Genomic DNA, 23145 nt, shown 5'->3' with positions numbered 1-23145 from the left:
ACTTCCCATTCTATCACCAATTCTATGACCCATTAATCTGCCAACTTTATGCCCAACTTTGTCATTAAAGTCCCCAGGCTAATTAGCCTGGGTTGCCTTTATACTGACGCCTTCCGTATGCGTAGCGAATGAAGGAGCATAAAAAGACTCTATAGTGGCAGTGCCGGCAGCAAAACTGCCCGCATGACTTACATGAACCGGATACTCGATAACGTATGCCCCTTTACTTATATGATCAAAATACAGATCTGTAGTCATATCGCTGATGGCCTGATAATAAGAAAGGCCGTCCTGATACGCATACCCACTGATATTTTGGTCAGGCTGCACACCAGCTGCGCGCATTTCTCTAAGATGCAGATAATCCATACCCCTGTCCAAGTGGATAATTAGTCTGGAGACCAGCTTATCCCCCACTTGCAGTATATCAGTAGATTTTAAAGCCACCAGCTGTTTGCCACTCGTAGTATTTACTTCTTTATACAAAGCCTTTTCAAGGGTGATACCAGTCGTCTTTGGGGCCTGCTCAACTGCCTTTATAGGACTAATGTACTGCCAGTAAAGACCGCCATATACCGGCACCGGACTGTTTTTACCGGCACCTTTTAATTGAAGGGTGACTTTACCCATATCTGGTGTAATATCCTTGCCGGCTATTTCATAACGAAAATATCCAGTGCCGGCCTCTTTTGTAAGATCTGGTTTCAAGTGACCTATTTGTACGTTTACTTTTCGATCAGAGGTCAGCTCGCCTGGAGTGGCATCAATGATGGCTACGCAGGCATCAATGGTGGCTCTTGTTGCCGGCCAGTGATTGACCTGCTTTTGACCAATCAGATAACGCTGCAATTCAGATAAATAAGCCTGCCACTCAGGATGGGTGCTATAACCCTGGCTACTCTTTCCAACTTCCGTCAACAGACTAATGGCCAAAGCCTGTGCAGGCAAAGCGCTGGAAGACCAGTTATAATAGTCTTCGCTTTCTTTCCAATACCTGCCGATACCAGCCTTTAGGATCGACCTATTCAGCACGGCGCTTAGCCCCGTGTTTACGGCAAAGCCCTGATCCCCCATGCGGTACTGGGTGGCTGCGATCATTAACTGCAGGTAGTTAGATTTTTGCTGCCAGTTTTGTTTTTCTGCCTGCAAAAAATGCTGCTGCACGACGTCTAAATTGCCAGGATCGCTATTTAAGCTTAAAGCATATAGATAGTGAATTTCCATTGCACTTATTGGATAGATTGTATCCAGTTTACTTAAATCCCCTTATTAGCCTGTAGCCGGATACTATCCGCCTTTATCTTTTCTTTCCACTGTGCATAGCGCATCTGATAATAACTGTTCAAATAACCGCTCGCCCTTTGGGCGATATCTGCCAAAGGCAGGGAAAGCGACACATCCTTTAACTTACTACCGGTGAGCTGGTTTATGCCACTTAAGACCCACTGAGTAGATAAGACATCGGAACGGCCACCGGAGAACCAGCTAAAACCGCCATCGGGTTGCTGTAATGCCAATAACTGACTCACCAGGGCCCGCTGGGTAGAATCCATTTTATCCTTATCAAAGAATCGCACCAGCGCCTGGTGGCGTTGGGTTTCATTTTGCGCCTCCATTACCCAAGGGGTCTCGTCCAGTAATATGGATTTTAGATCCGCATTTTTTTCCAGTTGAGATAATAAGGCATTTTTATTTTCTGGTAAACTAGCGTCACTGGACCAGCTGTGAATCACGCGACTGATCTCGGGGTATTTATTCACAATATAATTACCCATTGCTTCAGCATATAGCTGATAGATCACCTCCATGCCTCCCGGATTTTTACCTGGATGCACTTCAGGAAGTGCCATGACTACATTCCAGATTGGATTTGTCGTCATCTCAAATATCAGTTTCTTGTTTTCTTTTTGATTATTGCCTTTATTATCCTTAAGTGCCAGTAACTTGTCCATGGTAAAACTGGCCTTCCCATCCCCATCCATATAGATGGGAAGGGTTTCTGTAAGCAGCATTTTACTGGTAATCACCGGCAAAACATTCTTTTCAGCATCGCTATATTTACCGCCCTCAGCTTTAAGGGTAATATCTACAGGACCTGTAAAGCCTTCCGGCACCACTAAATCAAAACGAACAGGGATATTACTATTGGCCTTTACCATAACAATTTTACTGTCGCCCACCTTCTGGTTCACGTCATTTTTATCACCGCTCTCAGCAGCCAGGAAGTGCAGTGGTTTACCAGTGGCCGGATCCTGCAACTCGATGGAAACGTTCGTTTCCAAATCCTGCTGGCTTAAATTGATCACCTTTGTAGATAAAGTCAGGTGATCGCCGCTTCTGACAAAGCGCGGCATATTCGGGCTGACCATCAGTGTTTTTTGTGTGACCACATTTTTGGTACTGTACACCATATGCAGATCCTTATCATAAGCCAGGTTCATCCATTTCCAGGAAGTCAGGGCATCGGGCATCTGGAAATCTATGCTGTAATTTCCATCTGCATCGCTATGCACGGCAGGGAAGAAAAAGGCGGTTTCTCTAAAATCAGTACGTACAGGATGCGTCGTATTATCCGGCTCGGTGATAATGGTTACACCGGCGCTAAGAGACTGTACTTTTTCCTTTTTTGTCCCGTATCCTACAGCCACTACATCATTTAGCGCTTCAGGGGCTGCGACGCCAGCAGCGCGACCTGTGAGTTGGACGCCTCTGAGCATAACGCGGCCCATTCTGACAACTCGATTGTTACTGGCCAGCCAGTCTTTAAAAATTAAGTGATTATAGCTTTCATCTGAACGATAGCTCAGCTGAGAGGGATGATGGATCGCCAAACTTTCCTGATGGAAGGCCGCCATATTCCCCCAATCAGAAGTAATCAGGCTGCCCCCGCCCTTCATTGAGGGTATAGACCAGTAATGAGGTGCGAATTGATCCAGTGAAGCGTCATACATACCCGAGAGCAGTTCCATATTTTTTAAACGCTGCCCCCCTTTATCAATGTGTAAAGTCCAGTGTTCTTGGCTGCCGGGCAAGGTCTTGTCCCGGTAGCTTTCATAAACGATTTTAGGCTGGGTAGTCGTATCTTTTAGACTAGCCGTCATGCTACCCGTATATACCCTGTTATCCCTGACAAAACTATAATCGATCCGTGCACCATAGATATCCGCATCTGTCAGTGTAAGCGGCAAACGCGTAGGCGCCTCACCTAAGACCACCTGGCCATATTTAAGATCCTGTCCGTTTTTACCCATCCGTGTCACTGAATAAATGACCGTTTGATTTTTCACGGCCGAGCCCAGTGTCAACCCCGTGGTTTCACCGGCAAGCACGCTAGTGCTCCCTTTTTCCAACCAGTTGTAAAATGAAGTAATGTCTGGCGCTTTGGGATTATATAGATACACATACCGTTTATCTGTTATGACCTGTCCGTTTTCGCCGGGAGCCTTTGCTTGAACCAGGTACCAACCAGGCTGCAAGTTTTTATGAAGCGCTACTTTACCTTCGGGACGAGTGGTCAGCTGCTTAGTGAATACGACGGCGCCTCTTTTCCAATGATCTTTTTCGGCTTCATTCATATAAGCATCATGTGGAAAATCATGGACAAAATCTACGGAATCCATCACCGATAAGTCCGGCGTATGCCAACTTCTGCTGCGCAGCAGCCTTGAAGGAGGATCAAGAGCAGTAATGGAGAGGGTTACCGCTTGCGGGGTAAATCTGCCGTCAGCTGTTTTGGTTTGCAAAAGGATCGTATCCAATAAATTATCTGGCAACTGCTCAGCAACGTTTAGTAAAATATTAAAAGGTTGTGCACCCAGAACAATAAGGCTATTAGCTGTTCTGGTTTCTCCGTTTTGATCCGTACAACTGGCCTCTATTTTAAAATTATAATTGGGCATAAAGCGGAGTTCTTCTTTATTTGCGGCGCTGGCCAGGAAAGTGAACTGAAAATGACCTTTATCATCTGTTTTTACAGTGCCATGCGCTACGGCCGATTGACGGTTTGGCGGCAAGTAGCCAAACCACCTGTAAGGGAAATACACCTGCCTGTTTACACGAATAGCAACCCCTGCATTTGTGATGGGATATCCACTATAAGCCATCGCTTGGCCACGAACCGTAATACTGTCGCCCAGTTTTACCGCCTCCTTCAAAGTGTCAATGGCCACAAAATAAGTGGGCCGTTTATACTGTTCAACCCTGAAGTAAGCAATCCCACCCATATCATCCGCAGTAAGTTGATAACTACCTGGTTTATGGCCCTGGGCCAAGTTAAATACACCCGACAGCGAACCAAATTCATTTACCCGCAGTGTCACCGAATCGAGCTTCTGACCAGCGCTTACAAGATAAATTTTATGGGCCGAGTTTTCCGTCAATAATTTTCTACCTCTTTGGTCCGGGTATTTAATAGTGGCAATTCCCTTAAACTGCAGCTGTTGACCAGGCCTGTAAATACTGCGGTCTAAATAAAAAAGCATCTCTTTTTCGCCGGAATCTGACTCATCCTCAGTATCAGCGTATTGATCGGGTTTATAAATATTTACAGCACTGGTGATGGTATCTCCCTGGTAGGTGGCCAGCATCATTTGATTATAAGAAGGATCCTCATAGCGGATCATTCCCTTGCTGTCGGCTATAAGGGTCGTATCTGGAATATAGACGAATTGACCATTTTCCCATCTGCGTTCATACAGGGTCGCTTTTACACCACTTATGGGCACACCCGTGGTTCTATTGACAAAAAACTGCTCCCCGCCATGGGTGATAAAAGCCAGATCGGTTACATTAATTGTCGCTGCCCCCAAAATACTGCTTTTAGTAAAAGCGGGATCTGTGCTGACAAGTAAGCAATAAGCCCCTTTTTGCAGTGCCGGAATTTTTATTTCTGCGCTATGGCTTTGGTAATCACCTGTCTCAGGCAATTTTTGGGAAAAAGATATGAGTGGCTTGCGTTTAATCAAAACGTTCCAGACACTATCCGTAAAATTAGTATACTCCATCTTATTGGCTCTTGGAAGCACTCTAAAATAGAGTTTTGTCAGATTGCGAAATTCTACCAAAGCCAAAGTGGACTTATGCGGCTCATGATAAGCAGCCAATTGTATATTTAAGGAAGGCTCCGTAATCTGCTTTTGGAAATTCAGTAGACCCGCTGCGCCAGGTGGCAGCATGTTTTTATTTTTTGTATTACCGGCCTTTTTGATGGCCTGGTCAAGCTGACTTTTAAAACCCTTGATGACATCCAGTGCCTTCAGGTAATCATAGTGAAATTCCAAGCCAAGCCCTTCAGACGGCTTATAGGTCTCTGCGCTCCAGATGTAGGTTGCTGCCAGCTGAGAAGCACCAGAAAGTGCTGCATCGGTGCCTGTGTAAGCCTTAATGGCCTGCGTTAAAGCATCCTGGTAAAGTGCTTTTTTGTTCAGTCCTTCCCCCTTGGCGCCAGCATTTGGGGCAGCCAGGTCATCAGTACTATTATTATAGGCCCATTCCAGCCTTGCCATATCCAGATCTCCTAAGGCCGCCTTTTGCAGTTTATTTTTTTGATCATTATTTTGCTGCTTTAAATGAAACTGCAATAATTTTTGGTAATACCCCAGCATGAGCCAATCTCCATTCAAAGAATCACTTTTGTCTGGACTGTCAAAGGAATGCCCCACAAAGTCTGCTGCGCTGGCCAGTAAATAAGGATCGTTTAAGGTATAGGGGATTTCTGTATCTGCATTGAGCGGACTTGAGCGATAAAAATCCATGGCATCCCAAACCAACAAATCAAAGACAGTAGGCCGCAATATTGACTTTTGATGTGGGGTCAGCAGGGCTTCATACTGATTATTGGGTGTTTTTTTAAGGAGCATTTCTGGTGCCAGGGCCGCGCTGTAGAGTTCATGGATTTTCAAGGCATAGTCTGCCTTGGTCCAACTGTCGATTTTTGATTCATCTGCCACACCGCCTACAATGGCCGTTCTTCCATTAACCTGATACCTATTTTGTTCATAAAGCGCGATAAACGCTCTGGCTTTCAATACCGTCAGGATACTTTTTTCTACAGGATCCTGGGCTGTCCGGATCAGTGAATCTGTAAAACCAATATAAAAGCCGGGCGCTTCATCCGTCCTTTGCTTTTCGAGCAGCAGCCGGAAAAAGGCAGCCTTTAAAATATAATCTCTTTTTTGCTCTTTTCTGGCCACAACAGTCAGGGTATCCAGTAAGGCCATTGCCTCCTTTGTCTGCCCGGTTCTGGTCAGTTGTTCGCACCGTAGCCAGCGGCCACTTAGTGACAGACTATCTGTAGGGCTTTTTTGTGCCCAGGTGGCAGCAGTGGAAAGAATGGTTACACATAATATAAGGAGCATGCGGTGTGTCTTTTTCATCTTAAGTGGGTTTTACTATGGATAAAGGTAGTTTTTCTTTGAGATGCAAAAAAACAACTGATTACATAAATAAAAAAAAACATTCAATTATAACTAGGTTATAATTGAATGTTTCTTATAAATTCTTTGGGAATTCAGGGCGGTTTAGAAGTCGTCTTCGTCTTCAAAATCGTCGTCAAACAGATCTAAATCACCGAAGTCATCCTCCTCAAATTTAAAGTCATCCTCCTCCTCCAGCTTCTCCTTTTTCTTTCCGCCGGTGGATTTTTTAGCACTTTTAGATTTAGGGATGTCAAACTCCTCGAAATCTGGATCCCAGTCATCGTCAGCTTCAACGTCGTTCCAATCATCATCCTGATCATCAAAATCCTCTTCGTCCTCATCCTCATCGTCTTTTGACGCCTTGGAAGACTTTTTGGGTCCTGATTTCTTTTTACCCTTCTTTTCGTCTGCATCGAAAAAGGTCAGATCTTCATCCAGATCATCCTCTTCTCTATCCAGATCCTGGTCTTTTTTTGTTTTAGATCCTGTACCCTTTGAAGGATCTTCTACTTTTTTAGCAGGCAGCTTTTTATTTGCGCCCTTGTCAGATTTTGTTGCCATAATTCATCAAGATTTCTACCGTAAAATTTCAAACAGATTTCCAATCAAACAAATTTTTTTTCAATTATTTTTTCGGGCTAATGTTTTTACAGAGAAATGAGCTGGTCTCTACCCGGACCATTGGATACATACTTGATTGGTGCACCCAGATACTCATTTATAAAATGGATATACGCATCCATATCTTTAGGCAGTTCAGCCGCTGCCTCAAGTTAGATGTGTCCGTATTCCAGCCTTTAAAACTTTGATATTCAGGAGTTAAAGGCGATTTTTCCATCTGAAGCGGAACTTGGGTCGTACTTTGCCCATCGATATTGTAAGCGGTACATACATCCAGGTTCTCAAATTTATCCAACACATCGGCTTTGGTCATGACCACCTGGGTCACCCCGTTGATCATACAGGCGTATCTAAGGGCAACCAGGTCAATCCATCCACAACGGCGTGGACGCCCGGTAGTGGCGCCAAATTCGCCACCTATCTGACGCAGCTGCTCCCCTGTTTCATTTTCCAGTTCTGTGGGAAAAGGACCGCTGCCTACACGCGTACAATAGGATTTGGTTACACCCAACACCTCTTTAATCTTCTGCGGTGCCACACCCAGACCGGTACAAACACCCGCAGAAATGGTATTGGAAGAGGTAACATAAGGATAGGTACCAAAATCAATATCCAGCATGGCTGCCTGCGCACCTTCTGCCAACACTTTTTTGCCGGCGGTAATGGCATCATTGATATAATATTCAGAATTGATAATCTTAAAGGAACGGAGTTTTTCAATTGCTTCGAAAAATTCATCTTCCCAGGCAGAGATATCCTCTGTAAAATTAAAATTATCCAGTAAACGCTGGTGCTTTAAACGTAGTTTTATATACTGCGAGGTAAAATTCTTATTCAAAAGGTCGCCCACGCGCAGCGCATTGCGACCGGTTTTATCCATATATGCCGGGCCGATCCCTTTTAAGGTAGATCCGATCTTGCCTTCCCCTTTTTGCATTTCAGAGGCCTTATCCAAAGCCCTGTGTGTGGGAAGAATCAAATTGGTACGATGGGATAAAAACAGGTTTTTCTTTACATCAATGCCAAAGCCCTCGACGGTATCACATTCCTTTTGCAGGATCACCGGATCCAAAACAACACCGCCACCGATGATATTTTGAGCGCCCTGATGGAATATACCAGATGGAATCTGATGCAAAACGACTTTTTTGCCTTCTACATACAGTGTGTGCCCCGCATTGGGTCCACCCTGAAACCTGGCAACAATATCGTAATTAGGTGCAAAGTAATCAACTATTTTTCCTTTTCCTTCGTCGCCCCATTGCAGGCCGAGAATAACATCTACCATTATTTGTTTAAATTGATTAAAAAGCAAATGTAAGTCTGATATTCCAAAATCAGAATTTAATTTTCTGCGAAGATTATCCTAGTCGCTGCCCGTCTCAAGGCTATCAACAGTTCGTTTTTGACGCCGCAAAATCAATCACAGTCAATTGCAGCGTCCGGCTATTATTCCAGTGATTTTCATCTATTTTAAAGACCAGGTCAATTTTGGCAGGTTGCTGCAGCAACTCAAATTTATCCGCCAGGCCAAAGCCGATTCCTGTAAAATGATACCTCCCCTGGCGAACCACAAAACGAATATGTTTATCCTTGACAATTTTTGAATGCCCCGTATTTTCCACACCCCTGGCTATAAAAACAGGCGTTCTGTTTTCTGGTCCATAAGGGCGCATCTGCTGAATAATGTTATAAAAAGAGAATTTGATGTCCGAAAAATTGATTTCAGCGTCAATCAGCACCTCAGGAGACAAATGTTCTTTTTGCAGATTTTCTGCTACGATCTTCTCAAAAGCCTGGGCAAAGGGAACTACCATCTCTGGCAGTAGGGTCAGACCGGCGGCTGCAAAATGCCCCCCATAGCCCAACAGATACTCCCTGCAGCCATGTATCGCTTCGTACAGGTTAAATCCTGGCACACTTCGCGCACTGCCGCAGACAACTCCTTCTGATAAGGTAAGGACAACAGTCGGCCGAAAATAAGTCTCAATAAGCCTGGAAGCGACGATTCCAAGAACGCCTTTATGCCAGTGAGGCTGATACAACACCGTTGTTCTACGCCCTGCCATCTCTGGATTGGCCAATAACAACTCCATCGCTTCTATGGTAATCTGACTATCCGCCTCTTTTCTGTCCGAATTATCCGCATGCAGCTGCTGGGCAATGGCTGCTGCTTTCTCAGGATCTGTGGCGGTAAAAAGCTCGACCGCCTTTTTGGCATCATCCATTCTACCGGCAGCATTGATTCTGGGTGCCAGCATAAAGATCAGATTCTGCATATTGATCTCTTCCACCTTTTTGTCGGCAAGGTCCAGCAATGCTTTTATGCCTACTGAAGGTTGTTCATTAACCCTTTTAAGGCCATAAAAGGCCAGTATCCGGTTTTCACCAGTTACGGGTACAATATCGGCCGCGATGGCCGTGACCACGAGGTCTAAATATCTTTCATAGCTTTCAGCCTCAAGTCCCAGTGCAGTAGCCAATGCCTGCATTAACTTATACCCAACACCGCATCCGCAGAGTTCCTTATAGGGATAGCCACAGTCCGGCTGTTTGGGATTAAGGATGGCTACCGCAGGTGGCAATACCGCATCCGGCAAATGGTGATCGCAAACAATAAAATCAATCCCCAGGCCTGCTGCATAGCCAATCAGATCAGCGGCCTTAATACCGCAATCAAGGGATATAATCAGTTTTACCCCTTCTGCGGCAGCAAAATCGATCCCTATTTGAGAGACCCCATAGCCTTCTTTGTATCTGTGCGGTATATAAAACAGCACATCCGGATGAATGGCGGATAGAAAATTATACATGCTGGCAACCGAGGTTGTCCCGTCCACATCATAATCCCGTAGACCAAAATCTTTTCTCCATCGTTTAGCGCCTTAAGGACTCTACTCACCGCTTTATCCATATCCTTCATCAGCATCGGATCATGCAGATCTGCTAAAGACGGCCGGAAAAAGGCGCGTGCTTTTTCAAAGGTCGGATAACCTCTTTGCACCAGCAGCCTGCAAAGTACCGGGTTGATTTTCAGTACTGCGTGCAGTGCACGCTCGTGCACCGGGTCTGTGGGTAATATTGTCCAGCGTTTGTCCATAAAAATTTTGGGCAAGTAAGATACGTAGTTTTTGGCTAAATCGCCAAGCGACTCAGTGATTAATATACGGGCGGTAGGTGTCCTATCCAGGCGCACGGGTGTTGGAAGGCAATGTCCCGATGATTTAGTATCGTTTTCTCTACAAATGTATATACGTTTATATACGGGTTACTCTATTAGCTCCTCTACCGGTTTATAGGGTGAATATTCTGATGATTTTGGCTAAAAAGAACTTGTAATATAATACCTGCTTTAAATATTATAAATAAGCATATTTATTTTCTTATTTATTTCTGGTTTTTTTCTGGTTTAGTATTGGGCAGGTGATTTTTGATTACAAGTAGGCGACTTTTTGGTTAACAGCCTTAGCAGCCACCTTACTATGGCGGCACGACCTTCGTTATGGGTGACTTTACCTATAATTTCTTTTGCCAAAAATGGCCGATCCGACTCTGACCATGGTGGATCCTTCTTTAATGGCCCAACCAAGATCACTGCTCATGCCCATGGATAGCTCCAGTTTAGTGTCAACAGGCAGTAATCCTTCCGCCTGGCCTTTATCTTTAAAATCTCGCAGCAGGCTATAGCTTTTTCTAACCGGGATTTCCTCACTACTAAAAAGGCCAATGGTCATGAGCCCCTTTACTTTTAAACGGGGAAGCCCTTTTATTGTTTCCATTAGCCGAAGCGCTTCCCCAGGTTTTACCCCCGATTTACTCTCTTCCCTGAGGTATTGATTTGAATATAAATATCCAGATAGCGGTCTAACACCTCTAATTGTGCCGAGAGCTTTTCTGCCAGAGAAGTCCTGTCAACGGATTGAATACAAGTCACATAATTTAAAATCTCTTTGATTTTATTGGTCTGCAGATGTCCTATAAAATGCCTTTCACAATGAACATCCTGTAGCTCGGCTGCTTTTTGTTGGTATTCCTGTACTTTATTTTCTCCAATCAGGCTTTCTCCAAGCGCAATGGCCTTGCGAATGATTGCGGGGGCTACCGTTTTTGTCGCCAGCAGTAAGCGAACTTCCTGCTCCTGGCGGCCGGCCGCCAGGCAGGCCGAATGAATCTCACTGTGTACAATTGCCAGATTCTCTTTGATATGTGCGTTTTCTTCCATGGATAATTTGTGTATTCAGGATAATTAGGCACCAAAGGTAAAAATTTAATTTTGAGCAAAAAACAGGTCTTAAGTCATACTTGTTAAGACCAGACTGCTTATATTTGGAAGTTCACACCCAATTTATCACTATGAAGCATTTAATTTTAGGTGCCCTTAGCCTGTTTATGCTAGGGCAGGTGATGTCTCAAGACATCCACATTATTCCGGAACCCGAATCGGTAAACCCTAATGGTCAAAGTTTTGTCCTTTCCGCCAGTACCAAAATTCTGGGCTCAATGCCGGAAAAAGCCACCAATTCCATTCATTTTTTCTCCCAGTACCTCGCTTCTTATTATAAGTTTCAGCCGGCGGATGCAAATAACGCTGCTGACAGCAAGGGCAATGTTATTTACTTTCAGATGCAGGCACCGGCTCAGGGAGATACCATTGGTGCTTATACGCTGCATGTCAGTAAAGACTCCGTCATTATTGCTGCCGCCAATGAGCAGGGGCTGTTCTATGGGATGCAAACCTTGATTCAGCTGTTGCCAACAACCGTTTCCAGTGCCTTAACCATACCAGGTGTGGACATCCAGGATGCGCCCCAGTTGGGTTACAGAGGTATGATGCTGGATTGCTGCAGGCACTTTATGCCGGTAGACTTTGTCAAAAAGTTTATTGATTATCTGGCCCTGCATAAACTCAACCGGTTTCACTGGCACCTGACAGATGATCAGGGCTGGAGAATTGAAATCAAAAAATACCCCAAACTCACCCAGGTCGGCGCCTGGCGTAATGGGACGATTATCGGGCACCATCCCGGTACAGGCAATGATAACCAGCGTACTGGCGGTTATTATACCCAAGATCAGATTAAAGAGATTGTGCAGTATGCTGCAGACAGGTATATCACAGTTATTCCGGAAATAGAAATGCCCGGGCACGCTTCTGCTGCCATTGCTGCCTATCCTGATCTGAGTGCTTTCCCCAATCAGTCTACTGAGATTGCCAGTAATACACCTTGGGCAGGCCCTACAACAGGTAAACAGGTCGAGCAGACCTGGGGAGTATTCCCGGATGTCTTTGTGCCTTCTAATAATACCTTTAGGTTTTTAGAAAATGTACTCGATGAGGTAATGGCGTTATTTCCTTCTAAATACATCCATATCGGGGGTGATGAATGCCCAAAGGATTATTGGAAGAAATCTGATTATTGCCAGCAACTCATGAAAAATGCCGGACTTGAAAATGAGGAGCAGTTGCAAAGCTATTTTATTAAAACCATTGAAAAGTATGTGGTCAGCAAGGGCCATCAGATCATAGGTTGGGATGAGATACTGGAAGGCGGGCTTGCACCTCAGGCAACCGTTATGAGCTGGCGCGGTCAGCAGGGCGGTATAGAAGCGGCCAAACAAAATCACCATGTAATCATGAGTCCAAACGGGTATTTCTATTTTGACCATGCGCAAAGTAAACCATCTGATTCTCTGACCATTGGCGGCTTTTTGCCGATCAGCAAGGTCTATAGTTTCCACCCTTACCCCGAGGCACTGCCAGCCAATCAACACCAGTTTATCCTGGGTGTGCAGGCAAACCTCTGGACTGAATATATTGCCAGTCCGGCTAAGGCTGAATACATGATTTTCCCCCGTATCAGTGCATTGAGTGAAGTAGGTTGGTCCAAGCCTTCTGTCAAAAATTATGACAACTTCAAAACCCGCTTACAAACTGAATTACAGCGCTATCAGCTCTGGGGCGTCAATTATTGCAAGAACTGGGATCAATAATGGAGTTCATACGGCTATGGGCTCACGATACAACAGTGCCAATCCTTATAACCTATTGGGAATAAAGGATTGGCACTTGTTTTTGGGTTATGCCCAAAAAAAATAGCAGAAAAGTTGCTGGATTCAGAAATAAGAATATCTTTGTATAGTAATCGACAGTTTTTTCAATCCTTTTAACGGACGTTTTTTACGTAATTGTTTTGGGCTTTGGGCACTGTTCTGACATTTTTAACTAGTTCAAAAAATTAAAATGAACATTTACGTAGGAAACTTAAGCTGGAATTTAACCAGCGATGATTTGCAAGAATTATTCACTCCTTATGGTGAAGTTATCTCTGCAAAAGTTGTCACTGACAGATTTAACAACAACCGTTCTAAAGGTTTCGGTTTTGTTGAAATGGCTGATGATGACGCTGCTAATGCCGCAATCTCCGGTTTACATGAAACTGAAGTTGATGGTCGTAAGATCGTAGTAAACCAGAAGCAAGAAAGCGCTGACGGTGGCTACAAAAAAAGAAGCTTCGGCGGCGGCGGTGGCGGTGGATACCGCGGCAACAACGGCGGTGGTGGTTACAGAAACAGCTACTAATCCGACTCTTTTCTCACAGGATGCTCGGTTTTAAATAAATCGTTTAAAAAACACATCCGGTTTGAAATCATAAAATTTAGCGCCTTTTATAGTGTCAAAACTATAAAAGGCGCTTTTCTTTTATTGCTGATTCATTGTCTTCAAATTATCTTTAAAACCTTATCATTTGTCAATGCTTAAAAAGGCACATGATTTTATATGCAAGGCAGTAAAGAGTAGGTTAGCTTTTGCGGCTAACCTACTCTTCTTTCAGACTATTTAATGGATTTGCGCGGGCAGTTCTGTAAGTTCTCAGCCATAATACGAGCATGGCTATCCCCAGCATACCTACCCCACTAATACAAAATATCCACCAGCTAATAGGCGTTTTAAAGGCAAAATCATAAAGCCATTTATGGGAAAAATACCACCCAATGGGTATAGCGATGACTGAAGCTATAAGGATCAACCGAAGCAGGCTTTTAGAAAGAATCAAAATAATCTGCTGGACGGATGCACCCAGCACTTTTCTAATACCGATCTCCTTTGTCCTTTTATTGGCCATAAAACTAACCAGCCCCAATAAGCCAAGGCAACTGATAAAAATCGCCAGCCCCGTAGCCCATTTAAGCAAGGCTGCTAAACGTATATCACTTTGATATAGGTTACGGATCGTCTCATCCAGGAAGCTGGCCTCAAAATCCTTGTACGGATAGATTTGCTTAAACGCCTTTTTAACTTTGTCCAGTGTAGCTTTCCACTGAGCGGGTGTATTGCCTGACATGGCAATGGCCAGCGTTGGCGCAAACCCGCCATTGCCAGCAAATACAACGGTTGGATATATCGGGTTATGCAATGACATGGTCGTAAAATCTTTTAATACCCCTACAATTCTGGCCGAATCGCTGGGACCGCCGCTAATTAGTTGCCCAACGGCTTGATTCGGGTCATGTAAGCCCATTTGCCGCAATAAACTTTCATTGATCAATACATCTGTTACAGCGGCACTGGTATCTACCCGAAGATTGGAACCAGCCACTAATTGCAAGCCAAAAACCGGCAGGTAGGCGTTATCTGCGCTACGCACATGTACATCATCAAATACTTGTTTATCCCCCTTATTGAACCATGTTACCGCCGTACTGCTCCATCCAGAAGCTATTGGCGCTTTGGTACACAGCGTCATGTTTTCAATTTGCGGTATATGACTTAGTTGCGCTACCAGTACACTGCTTTTGCTGGCATGCATCTTGGTAAAATCCGGAATAAAGACAGATGCAATGGCGCGCTTTCTAACACCGATGTCTTTATTTAGTTCATAATGGATTTGCTTTCCGATTACACAAACAATAATCAGGAAAACTTGCGCCAATACAAACTGCGATACGATCAATATCTCCCTTATGCGCCCACTGCTGGTTTTACCACTACTGGTCATCTGGTTTTTCAAAACGGCAGCTGGTTTGAACCGGGTTAGAACCAGCGCGGGATATAAACCCGCGAGCAGTGTTACGAGCAGGATAAGGACTATTAAAAACAGCAGCATGGAAGGTCGTAGCATCTCCAATACGCTTAATCCACCAGGAATAAATCCGGCAAACACGTGTAAAAGTAATGGCACAAATAATAAGGCTAATACTGCAGCAAAAGTTGTGATCAGTAAAATTTCCGACAACAACTGGTAAATAATTTGCCGGTTACTACCGCCAAAGGTCTTGCGGACACCGATCTCCTTGGCCCTGACAGTAGACTGTGCAGTGGATAAATTGATAAAATTAATGGCCGCCAGTAAAAGCAGTAATATGGCCAGACCAGCCAGATTCCTCAGCGTACTTTTACTAACCTTTCCATCCAGATCTGTATTGAAGTGTATATCAGATAAGGGCTGTAATCTGCCAGATTGTACAGATTTGGGATCCGCGCCTTTTTGATGGGCTAAATAGAGTTTTCTAATTTGTGCATCCACATTAGCAGCCTTAACACCCTTTTGTAAGCGAATAAAACACTGAGAATTGCCATCTACATTGGTCCAGTTAGGCGTGCTGAAAACCGCATTTAGCAATGAGGTTTTTGTAAAAGTACTAAGGGAAATAAAAATCTGATTTCCAAAATCCGTATGTGCTTTTATATCCGCCACAACGCCTGCAATCACCGTACTTATTGTATCCTGAAAGACCAACCGCTGGCCAATCAGCGCCGCTGCTGACCTGTCAGGAAAAAACTTTTCTGCCACCTTTTGGGTGATGACGACTGTGCCTAGCTTTTCCAGTGATGCGGGCGAGCCTGCAAGCCATTTATGGGGGAAGATTTTAAAATACTGATCATCTGCCCCAATAATACCCTGTACATTTTGAAAAATGCCTTTTTCTCCCTGCAAATGCGCATCGGTCGTTACAGTTGTATTGTAAAATGGATCAACCAGAAACTGCGACATCACATCAATACCGGATACTTTTTCTTTTATGGCTGCAGGCGCCAACAAGGATATGCCATAATTGCCGTCACCGCCGCTAAAAGATGTATAGACCCGGTAAATCTGATCGCCCTGGGGCTCCCATTTATCGAAACTATAATCATATCGAACAATCAGGAAGATAACAATAGCAGCACTGATACCCACTGCCAGACCAAATATATTAATGGCGGTAGTTATTTTATTTTTGCCAAAATTTCTAAGTGCGAATTGGAGGTTTTTAATAAACATAGCCTGCATGTATTAAAAGACAATTAAGAAATGACTTACTGTTCTGGTATACAAGATTGTGCTTATTTTCTAACTCACTAAAAATGAATTGATTAAATAAATATGGGCAAAAATTGTGTATCAAAAACGAACACCAGGTGTTCGTTAGCGCACAGTTTGTCTCGTTATAATAAAGCGTATACGTTCGCCTCTACCAGCAACCACTCGCCTATCCTTTGGAAAGCTTATGAAAATCGCCCCTACACCTCCACTCCAACAAAAAAAGAACGCAAATAAAGAGCGGCGCTACTTTAAAGTAGCGCCGCTCTTTATTTGCGTTTATAAACCTCGTAATTATTGAGGCCTTGTTTTAAAAATATTCCTACGTGTTTTTGTGAATGCATTTGCATTAACACGCATCGAGTGGGTCATTTATTGCCCTGCACCCGTCGAATCAGCCGTCGGTGCTTTCAGGTCAATTCCCAGCTTTTTGGCTACCGGATTAAACAGGTTTACAATAGTCTTATCATCACCATAAATTACATCATCTGGCTTGATAACCAACGTAATTTTCTGTGCTTTAACTTCTTCCATCAATACTTTTTGGACTTTGTCATATAAAGGCTGAGACAGTTCTGCAAATTTCTGACGTTCAGCATTCTGAACGATCTGCTGCCAGTTAATCAGCTGCCAGGCATATTGCTGACGCTGCTGATTGATCATATCCAAGACTGCTTTGGATTTTTTAGATGCAGAATCTGCTTTATAAGTACTGTCTGTACGATTATATTGATATTCGATAGCATCTCTTCTGGGCCCAGAGAATCCTTTTCAAATTCCTCAATTTTCTTTTGTACATCCTTGTATTCAGGCAAGTGACCGACAATGACGTCATAATCAAATACACCGACTTTTAATGCAGGCGAAGTCTGTGCCTGTGCGTTGCTGGTAAAAAAGCCTAGTGCCATTACCGCCAATAAGGAGAAAATAACCTTCTTCATTCTTTCTTTTAGTTTTTGTTTTTTATTGTTCAGGGCATACCAACGCCCGAAAATTTTGAATGTAAATATAGTAACTTAAATTAGTTTGCCAACTTTATTTTGTTTTAACACCCATGGCCTCCAAAATCAAATCACTCTTGTTGAGTTTAGGGTCAGAAAAAATAAGTTGTGTTCCTGCGCTCTTGTCTAAAACAAAATCCCAGCCATACTTGACAGAAAGCTGTTGGATAATGCTATATATCTTATTTTGAATAGGTTGCACAAGTTGTGCCCTTTTTTTAAATAACGCACCCTGATAGCCAAAATAGCTTGTTCGCAAATTGCGAACCTCGGTCTCAGCGTTTTGGATTTGCAACATTCTTTTAGCTTTTAACTCATCGGGAAGCATATATTGTTCCGATTTATAGTCATTTCTCAAAGAATCTGCGTAATGGCTGGCACTATCCACTTGTTTTTGCCACTTTGCCGTCATGAGCTCCAGCGTTGTATCTACACGTGCATATTCCGGCATTTTACTGAGCATATAGTTCATGTCCACCACTGCATAGCGCTGCGCGCCAGCAGTGAAAACCGCTCCGATACAAAACAGTAGCAGAAATATAGATTTGAAAGACCTGCTTTTACGTATTAACCTACTTTTACTTTGACTGCAAACTTTTCTAATCATAACATAACGTCTGGTGTTGTATTAATTTCTAAGCTAATTTTTAAGCCCATAATCAGCCGGCATTTTGCTGCATTTTTGAAAAATGCCTAAAAAATGCAACAGACTTAAAATTTATATCCTAAAAACGCTACGCTGCCGTCATGTATTGTATATAGCGGATAAGCCGAATAATAAGCTCCTGTTATCCCCTAGTATATAGGTTCATTCAGCTGATCTATCTCGGGATACTACTCGCGGATCCCATTAATCTGGTTCATAACCTAACATAAAGGTAAACCGACCGGCTTTACCCAGTCCCTGTCCGGAACGCAGACGGTCAATACCAATACCGTAGTCAAAGCCTAAGAGGCCAAACATAGGCAGGTAAAAACGTGCACCTACACCCACATCACGACGGAGCTGGAAAGGATTATAATCCTTGAAAGAATACCAACCATTGGCTGCCTCTGCGAATACCAGACCGAAGATCGTACTCGCCTGGCTGAGTGAGAGCGGATAGCGCAGTTCCAGTGAATATTTGTTGAAAATCGTAAAATACTGTGTCGCACCGGACTGATCCGGGTTATACCTTGGATTGGAGGTCTCATAGACCGGATAGCCTCTTTGAGAGATAATATCATAACCAAGTAAGGCATAGTTATTACTCATCCCTGCATCCCCTAACTGGAAACGTTCAAAGGGTGAAACAGGCATATCAGGATTGTATTTACCGAGATAACCCATTTTGACGGAGGCTTTCAGGACAAACTGTTTTTTGTCTTCCCCGTGCTGCGGGCCGATCGGCACATACCAGTCTCCGGTAAAGCGGTATTTCTGGTATTCCACGAATTTGTATTTTTTCGCGGGATCAGTAGCCGTTTCAATGGACTTATCAAAATAGGAGAACGGCGGGGTTAACTGCGCATAAGCCATAATACTAGATCCGCCAGTTGGATACTGTGCACTATTCACAGAGTTTCTGGAAAGTGTCAGTCGCAGGTTAATATTATTGGATACCCCATTGCGATAATTGGGCAAATTATACTGATCAATATAATAATTATGTAACTGATAACGGGTATAGTTTATCTGGGCACCGATCTGAAAATAAGGATCAGGCCAATTTAACCTTTTACTCAGTCCCACACTGATACTGGTGGTACGAAAAGAGGCCGTATCCCCCTGATCATCCCACTGACCGGTATAATAGTTATATCCGTTTCTGAACTTACTGTCCGCAAAACTGACGCTAAGGGCATTTTGGTGTTTTCCACCCAGCCAGGGCTCTACAAACTGTACGCTATAAGAGCGGAAAGCCTTACCATTACTCTGGAAGTTCAGTGACAGCATTTGTCCATCACCGGTTGGTAACGGATCCCAGCCTTTCTTATTAAATATATTACGCAGGGAGAAGTTATTAAAAGTAACCCCAGAGTACCTGTCAGACCAATACCGCCACCAAAACCGGCACTTAACTGCAACTGGTCTGCTGATTTTTCCACCAGGTTATAGGTCAATTCTACCGTACCATCCGCCGGATTGGGTTCCGGTACCGGATTCATTTTCTGTTCATCAAAGAACTTAAGCACACTTAACTCGCGCAGCGACATCATGATGTCGCTTTTACTGAACTTGTCACCTGGCAAGGTTCTAAGCGCACGACGGATGACGTGTTCATTGGTTTTGTCATTGCCCACAATATTGACCCGGGTAAGCGTCGCCTCTGGCCCTTCCCGCATATTCATGACAAAGTCAATTGTATCATTGTAAACAGTAGATTCAATGGGTTCTACCTGGAAGAACAGATAGCCGTTATCTAAATAGAGGTTGGAGATACTCATGGCATCCTGACCACCACCGATGCCCAGTTTATCATTGAGTAATTCCTTATTGTATATATCCCCTTTACGGATATCCAATAAGACATCCAGCAATGAATCCGGGTATTTTGTATTGCCTACCCATTTAATATTACCAAAGTAATATTTGTGTCCTTCACTGACTTTAATATCTACATTGACATTGCCCTTCTTGGTATAGTAGATGGAATCCTTAACGATCTTAGCATCTCTATAGCCTTTGGAGTTATAATAATCAATTAGCTTTTGTTTGTCTTCCTGATATTTTTTCTCATTGAATTTAGCCGATACCAGTGGATTGATGTGGACATAAGGGCTGATCAGGTTTCTGGTCTTGGTATAGGTCAGATAACCATGATCCTGCATATAATCTTGCCAATCGTATTTATAAGGTGTTCCCCATCCTGAGGTATCAAAACTTTCCGTTGTCGGGTAAAAAGTAAGACGGGACATTTCTTTGGTGCCTTTCATCTTCTTTTTGAGTTTAAGCCCGTCAATGGCCGTATTGCCGAAAAAGTCAATTTGATTGACTTTTACTTTGGTTCCTTTATTAATATTAAAATAAAGTAATACAGAGTTGTCAAAAGTAGTGTCCTTGCGCTCGATAATATCAATGGCTACCCGGCGGAACCCTTTTTCTGCATAATAAGTACGGATCGCATCTACTGCGTTCATTTTCATGTTTTCCGTGAGTGCGTGGCCTGGCGTAATACCGCTTTTGGTTTTCAGTTCATCGGCCTGGGTCTTACTAACCCCCTTAAAATAAAATTTGGTCACACGAGGCCTTTCTGTTACGTGAAGTTCCAAAGAGATTTCATTGCCCTGGATCTTAGTAACATAATAAGTAATATCACTAAAAAAGCCCTGACTCCAAAGCGTGTGGATACTTCTGGGTAATTCATCCCCGCCCGGCAGTGTAATAAAGCTACCCACTGTGATGCCGGAGGTGGCTTTCAGTAGGTTGGTATCAAAGCTAGCATTTCCCGTAACAGCAAGTTCAGCCACTTTGTATCGGACTGGATTACTTTGGTCCAAGGCGGATTTCAGGTCCTGGTTGGTGGAATAGAGCACCCGCTTGGTCGTATCGCTATTGTCTGTATTAATTTGTGCTTGTATCTGACCGCTTAGTAGGATTAATACCAGCACCCATATCAATTGACTCGATTTTCGCATTAAATTTTAAATTGCTGTTTTAAAGTTTCCTTTGCTTTAATATTTTTAATTCAGAGCGGCTGATTTGCAGCGGTTTGTTTGACAACTTACGCCGTGACTTAGCCCCCTTTTACTTTACACTTTACTAAATCTCTTTTCTTTATTGCTCCAATAACCTTCTGGACAACTGTCCCCCTCTCTACGCCCAACCACACCACTCAACACATCTGCTCTCCGCTGATTGCATTTTATATTTCGATATATAATTTGCCCGGCCAAATGATATATTCTCGCTTTCAGCCAATAAATTATATATATAAGCGTGGCAAATTAGCGGTAATAATTAAAAGTCTTTGTTAAAAAGCCGCTTATTTTTACCAGCGCAATTTTCCGGGAGGATCCCTGCTGTTTTCCGGTTAAAATAACTGCTTCACCTCTGGCAAATACTTTGTACTGATCTACTTCCCTGTTCATTCCCTTAGGGCTATACAGGCAGACACTTTCAGCCATTTTTTACCTGTTCACCGGTTCTGCCAAAACGCCTTTCTCTGGTCTGATATGCGCCAATAGCCGTCAAAAATGCCTCTTTGTTAAAATCCGGCCATTTTATATCGGTAAAATATAATTCTGCATATGCCAGCTGATATAACAGGAAATTACTGATTCTGTTTTCTCCGCCTGTCCGGATCATTAGCTCAGGATCGGGATAGTCTGCCGTGGTCAGATAACGCCCGAGTAAGTCTTTTCCAATGTCTTCCGGCTGCAGTTTCCCGGCAGCGACCTGCTGGGCTATTAGCCGGGCAGCCCGGTTGAGTTCCCAACGGCTGCTATAGCTGAGCGCCAGTATTAAATGAAGCCCTGTATTGCCAGCTGTTTCCGCCAAGGCTTCCTGCATCTCCTGACGGGCATCATCTGGTAACATTTCCAGATCACCGATAACATGGAGCCGGACATTGTTTTTACATAGATCCGGCACTTCTTTGCGTACAGTCTGGATGAGAAGTTGCATCAACCCGGCTACCTCCGCGGATGGGCGATCCCAATTCTCAGTACTAAAGGCATAGAGCGTCAGATATTCAATACCGAGTTCAGTGGCCGCTTCTGTCACGGTTCGTACACTTTGTACACCGTGATAGTGTCCATAAAGGCGGTCTTCCCCCTTTTCCTGGGCCCAGCGTCCGTTTCCATCCATAATGATGGCAACATGGCGGGGCAGCCTGGCCGGGTCAATCTGATATTGCAAAGACTTTTCCATTGATTTTATTAAAAATAAGGGGGCAAAAGTACAAAAATAATCCGAGCATTGCTTGGTTGGTTCTAAGGCCCCAATTTAGCCTCCCCCATCCCGCTGTCCGGCTAATAGACCATCGGGCAGTTGCAGGATCCAAAATTAAATGAAAGACCTATTTGCAAGGTCAGATACCGGTCGCTGGCCAGGCTATTGCCTCTTTGCCAGCCTTGCATTCTGGGCTTGCCGTCCAGATTTCTGTCCTGCAATTCAAGTGCCTCAGCTGCCTGGCCAGGGCTGCTCTTATAATTTGCGGGATCAAACGCTTCCTTTCCAGCGTAGGTCGTACTGACATCATCCAGATAATCTGTTTTTGTGAAACGGTATGTCGCTTCGGCGAAAATATTCAATTTAGGGCTAAGGGCCTGCCTGACACCGACAGACAGGGGAAACACCATGGCCAACGGGCCATATTTTTTGCCATCATGCGGAGTTGTGCTATTCTGCCCTTCTGTGCCCAGTTTTCTGAGCTTTACTTTTTCTCCCTGATCTGTCTTGGTATAAGGATCCGTGTAAATGCCCCCGATACCCAGGCCCACGTAGGGCGTAAAACTATGCCCTGCTACGCCCGGGGCGTAACGGAAAAAATTAAAACTGCCGGTCAAAGTAAGTTCCATTACATTATTGGTAAAATCCAGCCCCCGACCATGGTAGGCATCGGATTGATTATCTTTATCGCTGGCAGCCAGATGGATATAATTCGCACTAAGCCTCATGGCGATATAATTGCCCATATACCGCTGGTAGAAAAGACCGGCGCTGTAATGAACGGGGCTTAAGCCCCCTTCTGGATTCAGATCCCCAAAATAATGGGCAGTTCCCAGCCCAATGCCTACTTCTGCCTGCGGCTGATACTGGTAACTAGCAGATTGTGCATGAAGTCCTACCCCCCACAAATCAAAAAACAAGTCAGTAAGGCC

General features: G+C 43.9%; 18 protein-coding genes and 1 pseudogene. 2 read left to right on the top strand and 17 right to left on the bottom strand.

Annotation, left to right across the window (positions count from 1 at the left end; genetic code table 11):
* Positions 1-78: 78 nt before the first annotated feature.
* The 8 genes and pseudogenes from FSB73_RS11305 to FSB73_RS24820 all read right to left on the bottom strand — a co-directional run bounded on the left by FSB73_RS11305 (position 79) and on the right by FSB73_RS24820 (position 11259).
* Entirely contained in the window at positions 79-1224 is a 1146-nt protein-coding gene (locus tag FSB73_RS11305; protein WP_146782014.1) for an alpha-2-macroglobulin family protein, read from the bottom strand.
* A 32-nt stretch (positions 1225-1256) separates the two neighbouring features.
* Positions 1257-6374: an alpha-2-macroglobulin family protein gene (locus FSB73_RS11300; protein WP_146782011.1), complete on the bottom strand. Its 5118-nt coding sequence runs from the start codon at positions 6372-6374 to the stop codon at positions 1257-1259.
* Between the two features lie 144 nt (positions 6375-6518).
* Positions 6519-6977, bottom strand: coding sequence for a hypothetical protein (locus tag FSB73_RS11295; protein WP_146782008.1), 459 nt, complete (start codon positions 6975-6977; stop codon positions 6519-6521).
* A gap of 86 nt (positions 6978-7063) precedes the next feature.
* Positions 7064-8325, bottom strand: a pseudogene (locus FSB73_RS11290) (adenylosuccinate synthase).
* Between the two features lie 103 nt (positions 8326-8428).
* Positions 8429-9850, bottom strand: coding sequence for a single-stranded-DNA-specific exonuclease RecJ (gene recJ / locus FSB73_RS11285; protein ID WP_262712580.1), 1422 nt, complete (start codon positions 9848-9850; stop codon positions 8429-8431).
* Entirely contained in the window at positions 9763-10137 is a 375-nt protein-coding gene (locus FSB73_RS24830; protein WP_225974722.1) for a hypothetical protein, read from the bottom strand. Before FSB73_RS24830 ends, recJ begins: the two co-directional genes overlap by 88 nt.
* Before the next feature lie 412 nt (positions 10138-10549).
* The gene (locus tag FSB73_RS24825; RefSeq protein ID WP_262712579.1) at positions 10550-10816 is read right to left on the bottom strand and encodes an alanine racemase; all 267 of its coding nucleotides are present in this window, start codon (positions 10814-10816) and stop codon (positions 10550-10552) included.
* Positions 10817-10839: 23 nt separating this feature from the next.
* Positions 10840-11259, bottom strand: a complete 420-nt coding sequence (locus tag FSB73_RS24820; protein WP_225974721.1) for a type III PLP-dependent enzyme domain-containing protein — start codon at positions 11257-11259, stop codon at positions 10840-10842.
* A 131-nt stretch (positions 11260-11390) separates the two neighbouring features.
* Between FSB73_RS24820 and FSB73_RS11275 the strand changes: the two genes are divergently transcribed.
* Positions 11391-13028 carry a beta-N-acetylhexosaminidase gene (locus tag FSB73_RS11275; RefSeq protein ID WP_146782005.1) on the top strand — a complete coding sequence of 546 codons (1638 nt, stop codon included), beginning with the start codon at positions 11391-11393 and terminating at the stop codon, positions 13026-13028.
* Positions 13029-13278: 250 nt separating this feature from the next.
* Positions 13279-13617, top strand: a complete 339-nt coding sequence (locus FSB73_RS11270) for an RNA recognition motif domain-containing protein (protein WP_146782002.1) — start codon at positions 13279-13281, stop codon at positions 13615-13617.
* A 238-nt stretch (positions 13618-13855) separates the two neighbouring features.
* Here FSB73_RS11270 and FSB73_RS11265 read toward each other — a convergent pair whose 3' ends face one another.
* From FSB73_RS11265 to FSB73_RS11230, 9 genes are all read right to left on the bottom strand, one after another.
* Positions 13856-16300, bottom strand: a complete 2445-nt coding sequence (locus FSB73_RS11265) for an ABC transporter permease (RefSeq protein ID WP_158639504.1) — start codon at positions 16298-16300, stop codon at positions 13856-13858.
* A 411-nt stretch (positions 16301-16711) separates the two neighbouring features.
* Entirely contained in the window at positions 16712-17002 is a 291-nt protein-coding gene (locus FSB73_RS11260; RefSeq protein WP_146781996.1) for a hypothetical protein, read from the bottom strand.
* A complete protein-coding gene (locus FSB73_RS11255; protein WP_146781992.1) occupies positions 16999-17280 on the bottom strand; it encodes an OmpH family outer membrane protein in 282 nt (93 codons plus the stop codon). Before FSB73_RS11255 ends, FSB73_RS11260 begins: the two co-directional genes overlap by 4 nt.
* Before the next feature lie 94 nt (positions 17281-17374).
* The gene (locus FSB73_RS11250; protein WP_146781989.1) at positions 17375-17947 is read right to left on the bottom strand and encodes an OmpH family outer membrane protein; all 573 of its coding nucleotides are present in this window, start codon (positions 17945-17947) and stop codon (positions 17375-17377) included.
* A 243-nt stretch (positions 17948-18190) separates the two neighbouring features.
* Positions 18191-19276 (bottom strand): BamA/TamA family outer membrane protein, encoded by a 1086-nt coding sequence (locus FSB73_RS24815; protein ID WP_225974720.1) that lies wholly within the window; start codon positions 19274-19276, stop codon positions 18191-18193.
* Complete coding sequence (locus FSB73_RS24810) at positions 19264-20958, bottom strand: BamA/OMP85 family outer membrane protein (protein WP_225974719.1); 1695 nt, start codon at positions 20956-20958, stop codon at positions 19264-19266. Before FSB73_RS24810 ends, FSB73_RS24815 begins: the two co-directional genes overlap by 13 nt.
* 309 nt (positions 20959-21267) lie before the next feature.
* Positions 21268-21447 carry a hypothetical protein gene (locus FSB73_RS11240; protein ID WP_146781986.1) on the bottom strand — a complete coding sequence of 60 codons (180 nt, stop codon included), beginning with the start codon at positions 21445-21447 and terminating at the stop codon, positions 21268-21270.
* A complete protein-coding gene (locus tag FSB73_RS11235) occupies positions 21440-22192 on the bottom strand; it encodes an isoprenyl transferase (RefSeq protein WP_146781982.1) in 753 nt (250 codons plus the stop codon). The genes FSB73_RS11240 and FSB73_RS11235 overlap by 8 nt, the downstream gene beginning before the upstream one ends.
* A gap of 101 nt (positions 22193-22293) precedes the next feature.
* Positions 22294-23133: a DUF6089 family protein gene (locus FSB73_RS11230; RefSeq protein ID WP_158639503.1), complete on the bottom strand. Its 840-nt coding sequence runs from the start codon at positions 23131-23133 to the stop codon at positions 22294-22296.
* Between the last annotated feature and the right edge of the window lie 12 nt (positions 23134-23145).

This window comes from Arachidicoccus ginsenosidivorans, assembly GCF_007971385.1.
GTDB classification, from domain to species: domain Bacteria; phylum Bacteroidota; class Bacteroidia; order Chitinophagales; family Chitinophagaceae; genus Arachidicoccus; species Arachidicoccus ginsenosidivorans.
Note: the sequence above shows the minus strand (reverse complement) of the source record. Positions and strands in the feature narration are given on the sequence as shown.

What these genes read in the sequence shown, in the direction of transcription:
- FSB73_RS11265 (WP_158639504.1), bottom strand. Translation starts at nt 16,300, where the DNA reads ATGTTTATTAAAAACCTCCAATTCGCACTTAGAAATTTTGGCAAAAAT.
- FSB73_RS11255 (WP_146781992.1), bottom strand. Translation starts at nt 17,280, where the DNA reads ATGAAGAAGGTTATTTTCTCCTTATTGGCGGTAATGGCACTAGGCTTT.
- FSB73_RS24825 (WP_262712579.1), bottom strand. Translation starts at nt 10,816, where the DNA reads ATGGAAACAATAAAAGGGCTTCCCCGTTTAAAAGTAAAGGGGCTCATG.
- FSB73_RS24820 (WP_225974721.1), bottom strand. Translation starts at nt 11,259, where the DNA reads ATGGAAGAAAACGCACATATCAAAGAGAATCTGGCAATTGTACACAGT.
- FSB73_RS24815 (WP_225974720.1), bottom strand. Translation starts at nt 19,276, where the DNA reads ATGCTGTCACTGAACTTCCAGAGTAATGGTAAGGCTTTCCGCTCTTAT.
- FSB73_RS24810 (WP_225974719.1), bottom strand. Translation starts at nt 20,958, where the DNA reads ATGCGAAAATCGAGTCAATTGATATGGGTGCTGGTATTAATCCTACTA.
- FSB73_RS11250 (WP_146781989.1), bottom strand. Translation starts at nt 17,947, where the DNA reads ATGATTAGAAAAGTTTGCAGTCAAAGTAAAAGTAGGTTAATACGTAAA.
- FSB73_RS11300 (WP_146782011.1), bottom strand. Translation starts at nt 6,374, where the DNA reads ATGAAAAAGACACACCGCATGCTCCTTATATTATGTGTAACCATTCTT.
- recJ (WP_262712580.1), bottom strand. Translation starts at nt 9,850, where the DNA reads ATGTATAATTTTCTATCCGCCATTCATCCGGATGTGCTGTTTTATATA.
- FSB73_RS24830 (WP_225974722.1), bottom strand. Translation starts at nt 10,137, where the DNA reads ATGGACAAACGCTGGACAATATTACCCACAGACCCGGTGCACGAGCGT.
- FSB73_RS11295 (WP_146782008.1), bottom strand. Translation starts at nt 6,977, where the DNA reads ATGGCAACAAAATCTGACAAGGGCGCAAATAAAAAGCTGCCTGCTAAA.
- FSB73_RS11240 (WP_146781986.1), bottom strand. Translation starts at nt 21,447, where the DNA reads ATGGCTGAAAGTGTCTGCCTGTATAGCCCTAAGGGAATGAACAGGGAA.
- FSB73_RS11260 (WP_146781996.1), bottom strand. Translation starts at nt 17,002, where the DNA reads ATGATCAATCAGCAGCGTCAGCAATATGCCTGGCAGCTGATTAACTGG.
- FSB73_RS11275 (WP_146782005.1), top strand. Translation starts at nt 11,391, where the DNA reads ATGAAGCATTTAATTTTAGGTGCCCTTAGCCTGTTTATGCTAGGGCAG.
- FSB73_RS11305 (WP_146782014.1), bottom strand. Translation starts at nt 1,224, where the DNA reads ATGGAAATTCACTATCTATATGCTTTAAGCTTAAATAGCGATCCTGGC.
- FSB73_RS11270 (WP_146782002.1), top strand. Translation starts at nt 13,279, where the DNA reads ATGAACATTTACGTAGGAAACTTAAGCTGGAATTTAACCAGCGATGAT.
- FSB73_RS11235 (WP_146781982.1), bottom strand. Translation starts at nt 22,192, where the DNA reads ATGGAAAAGTCTTTGCAATATCAGATTGACCCGGCCAGGCTGCCCCGC.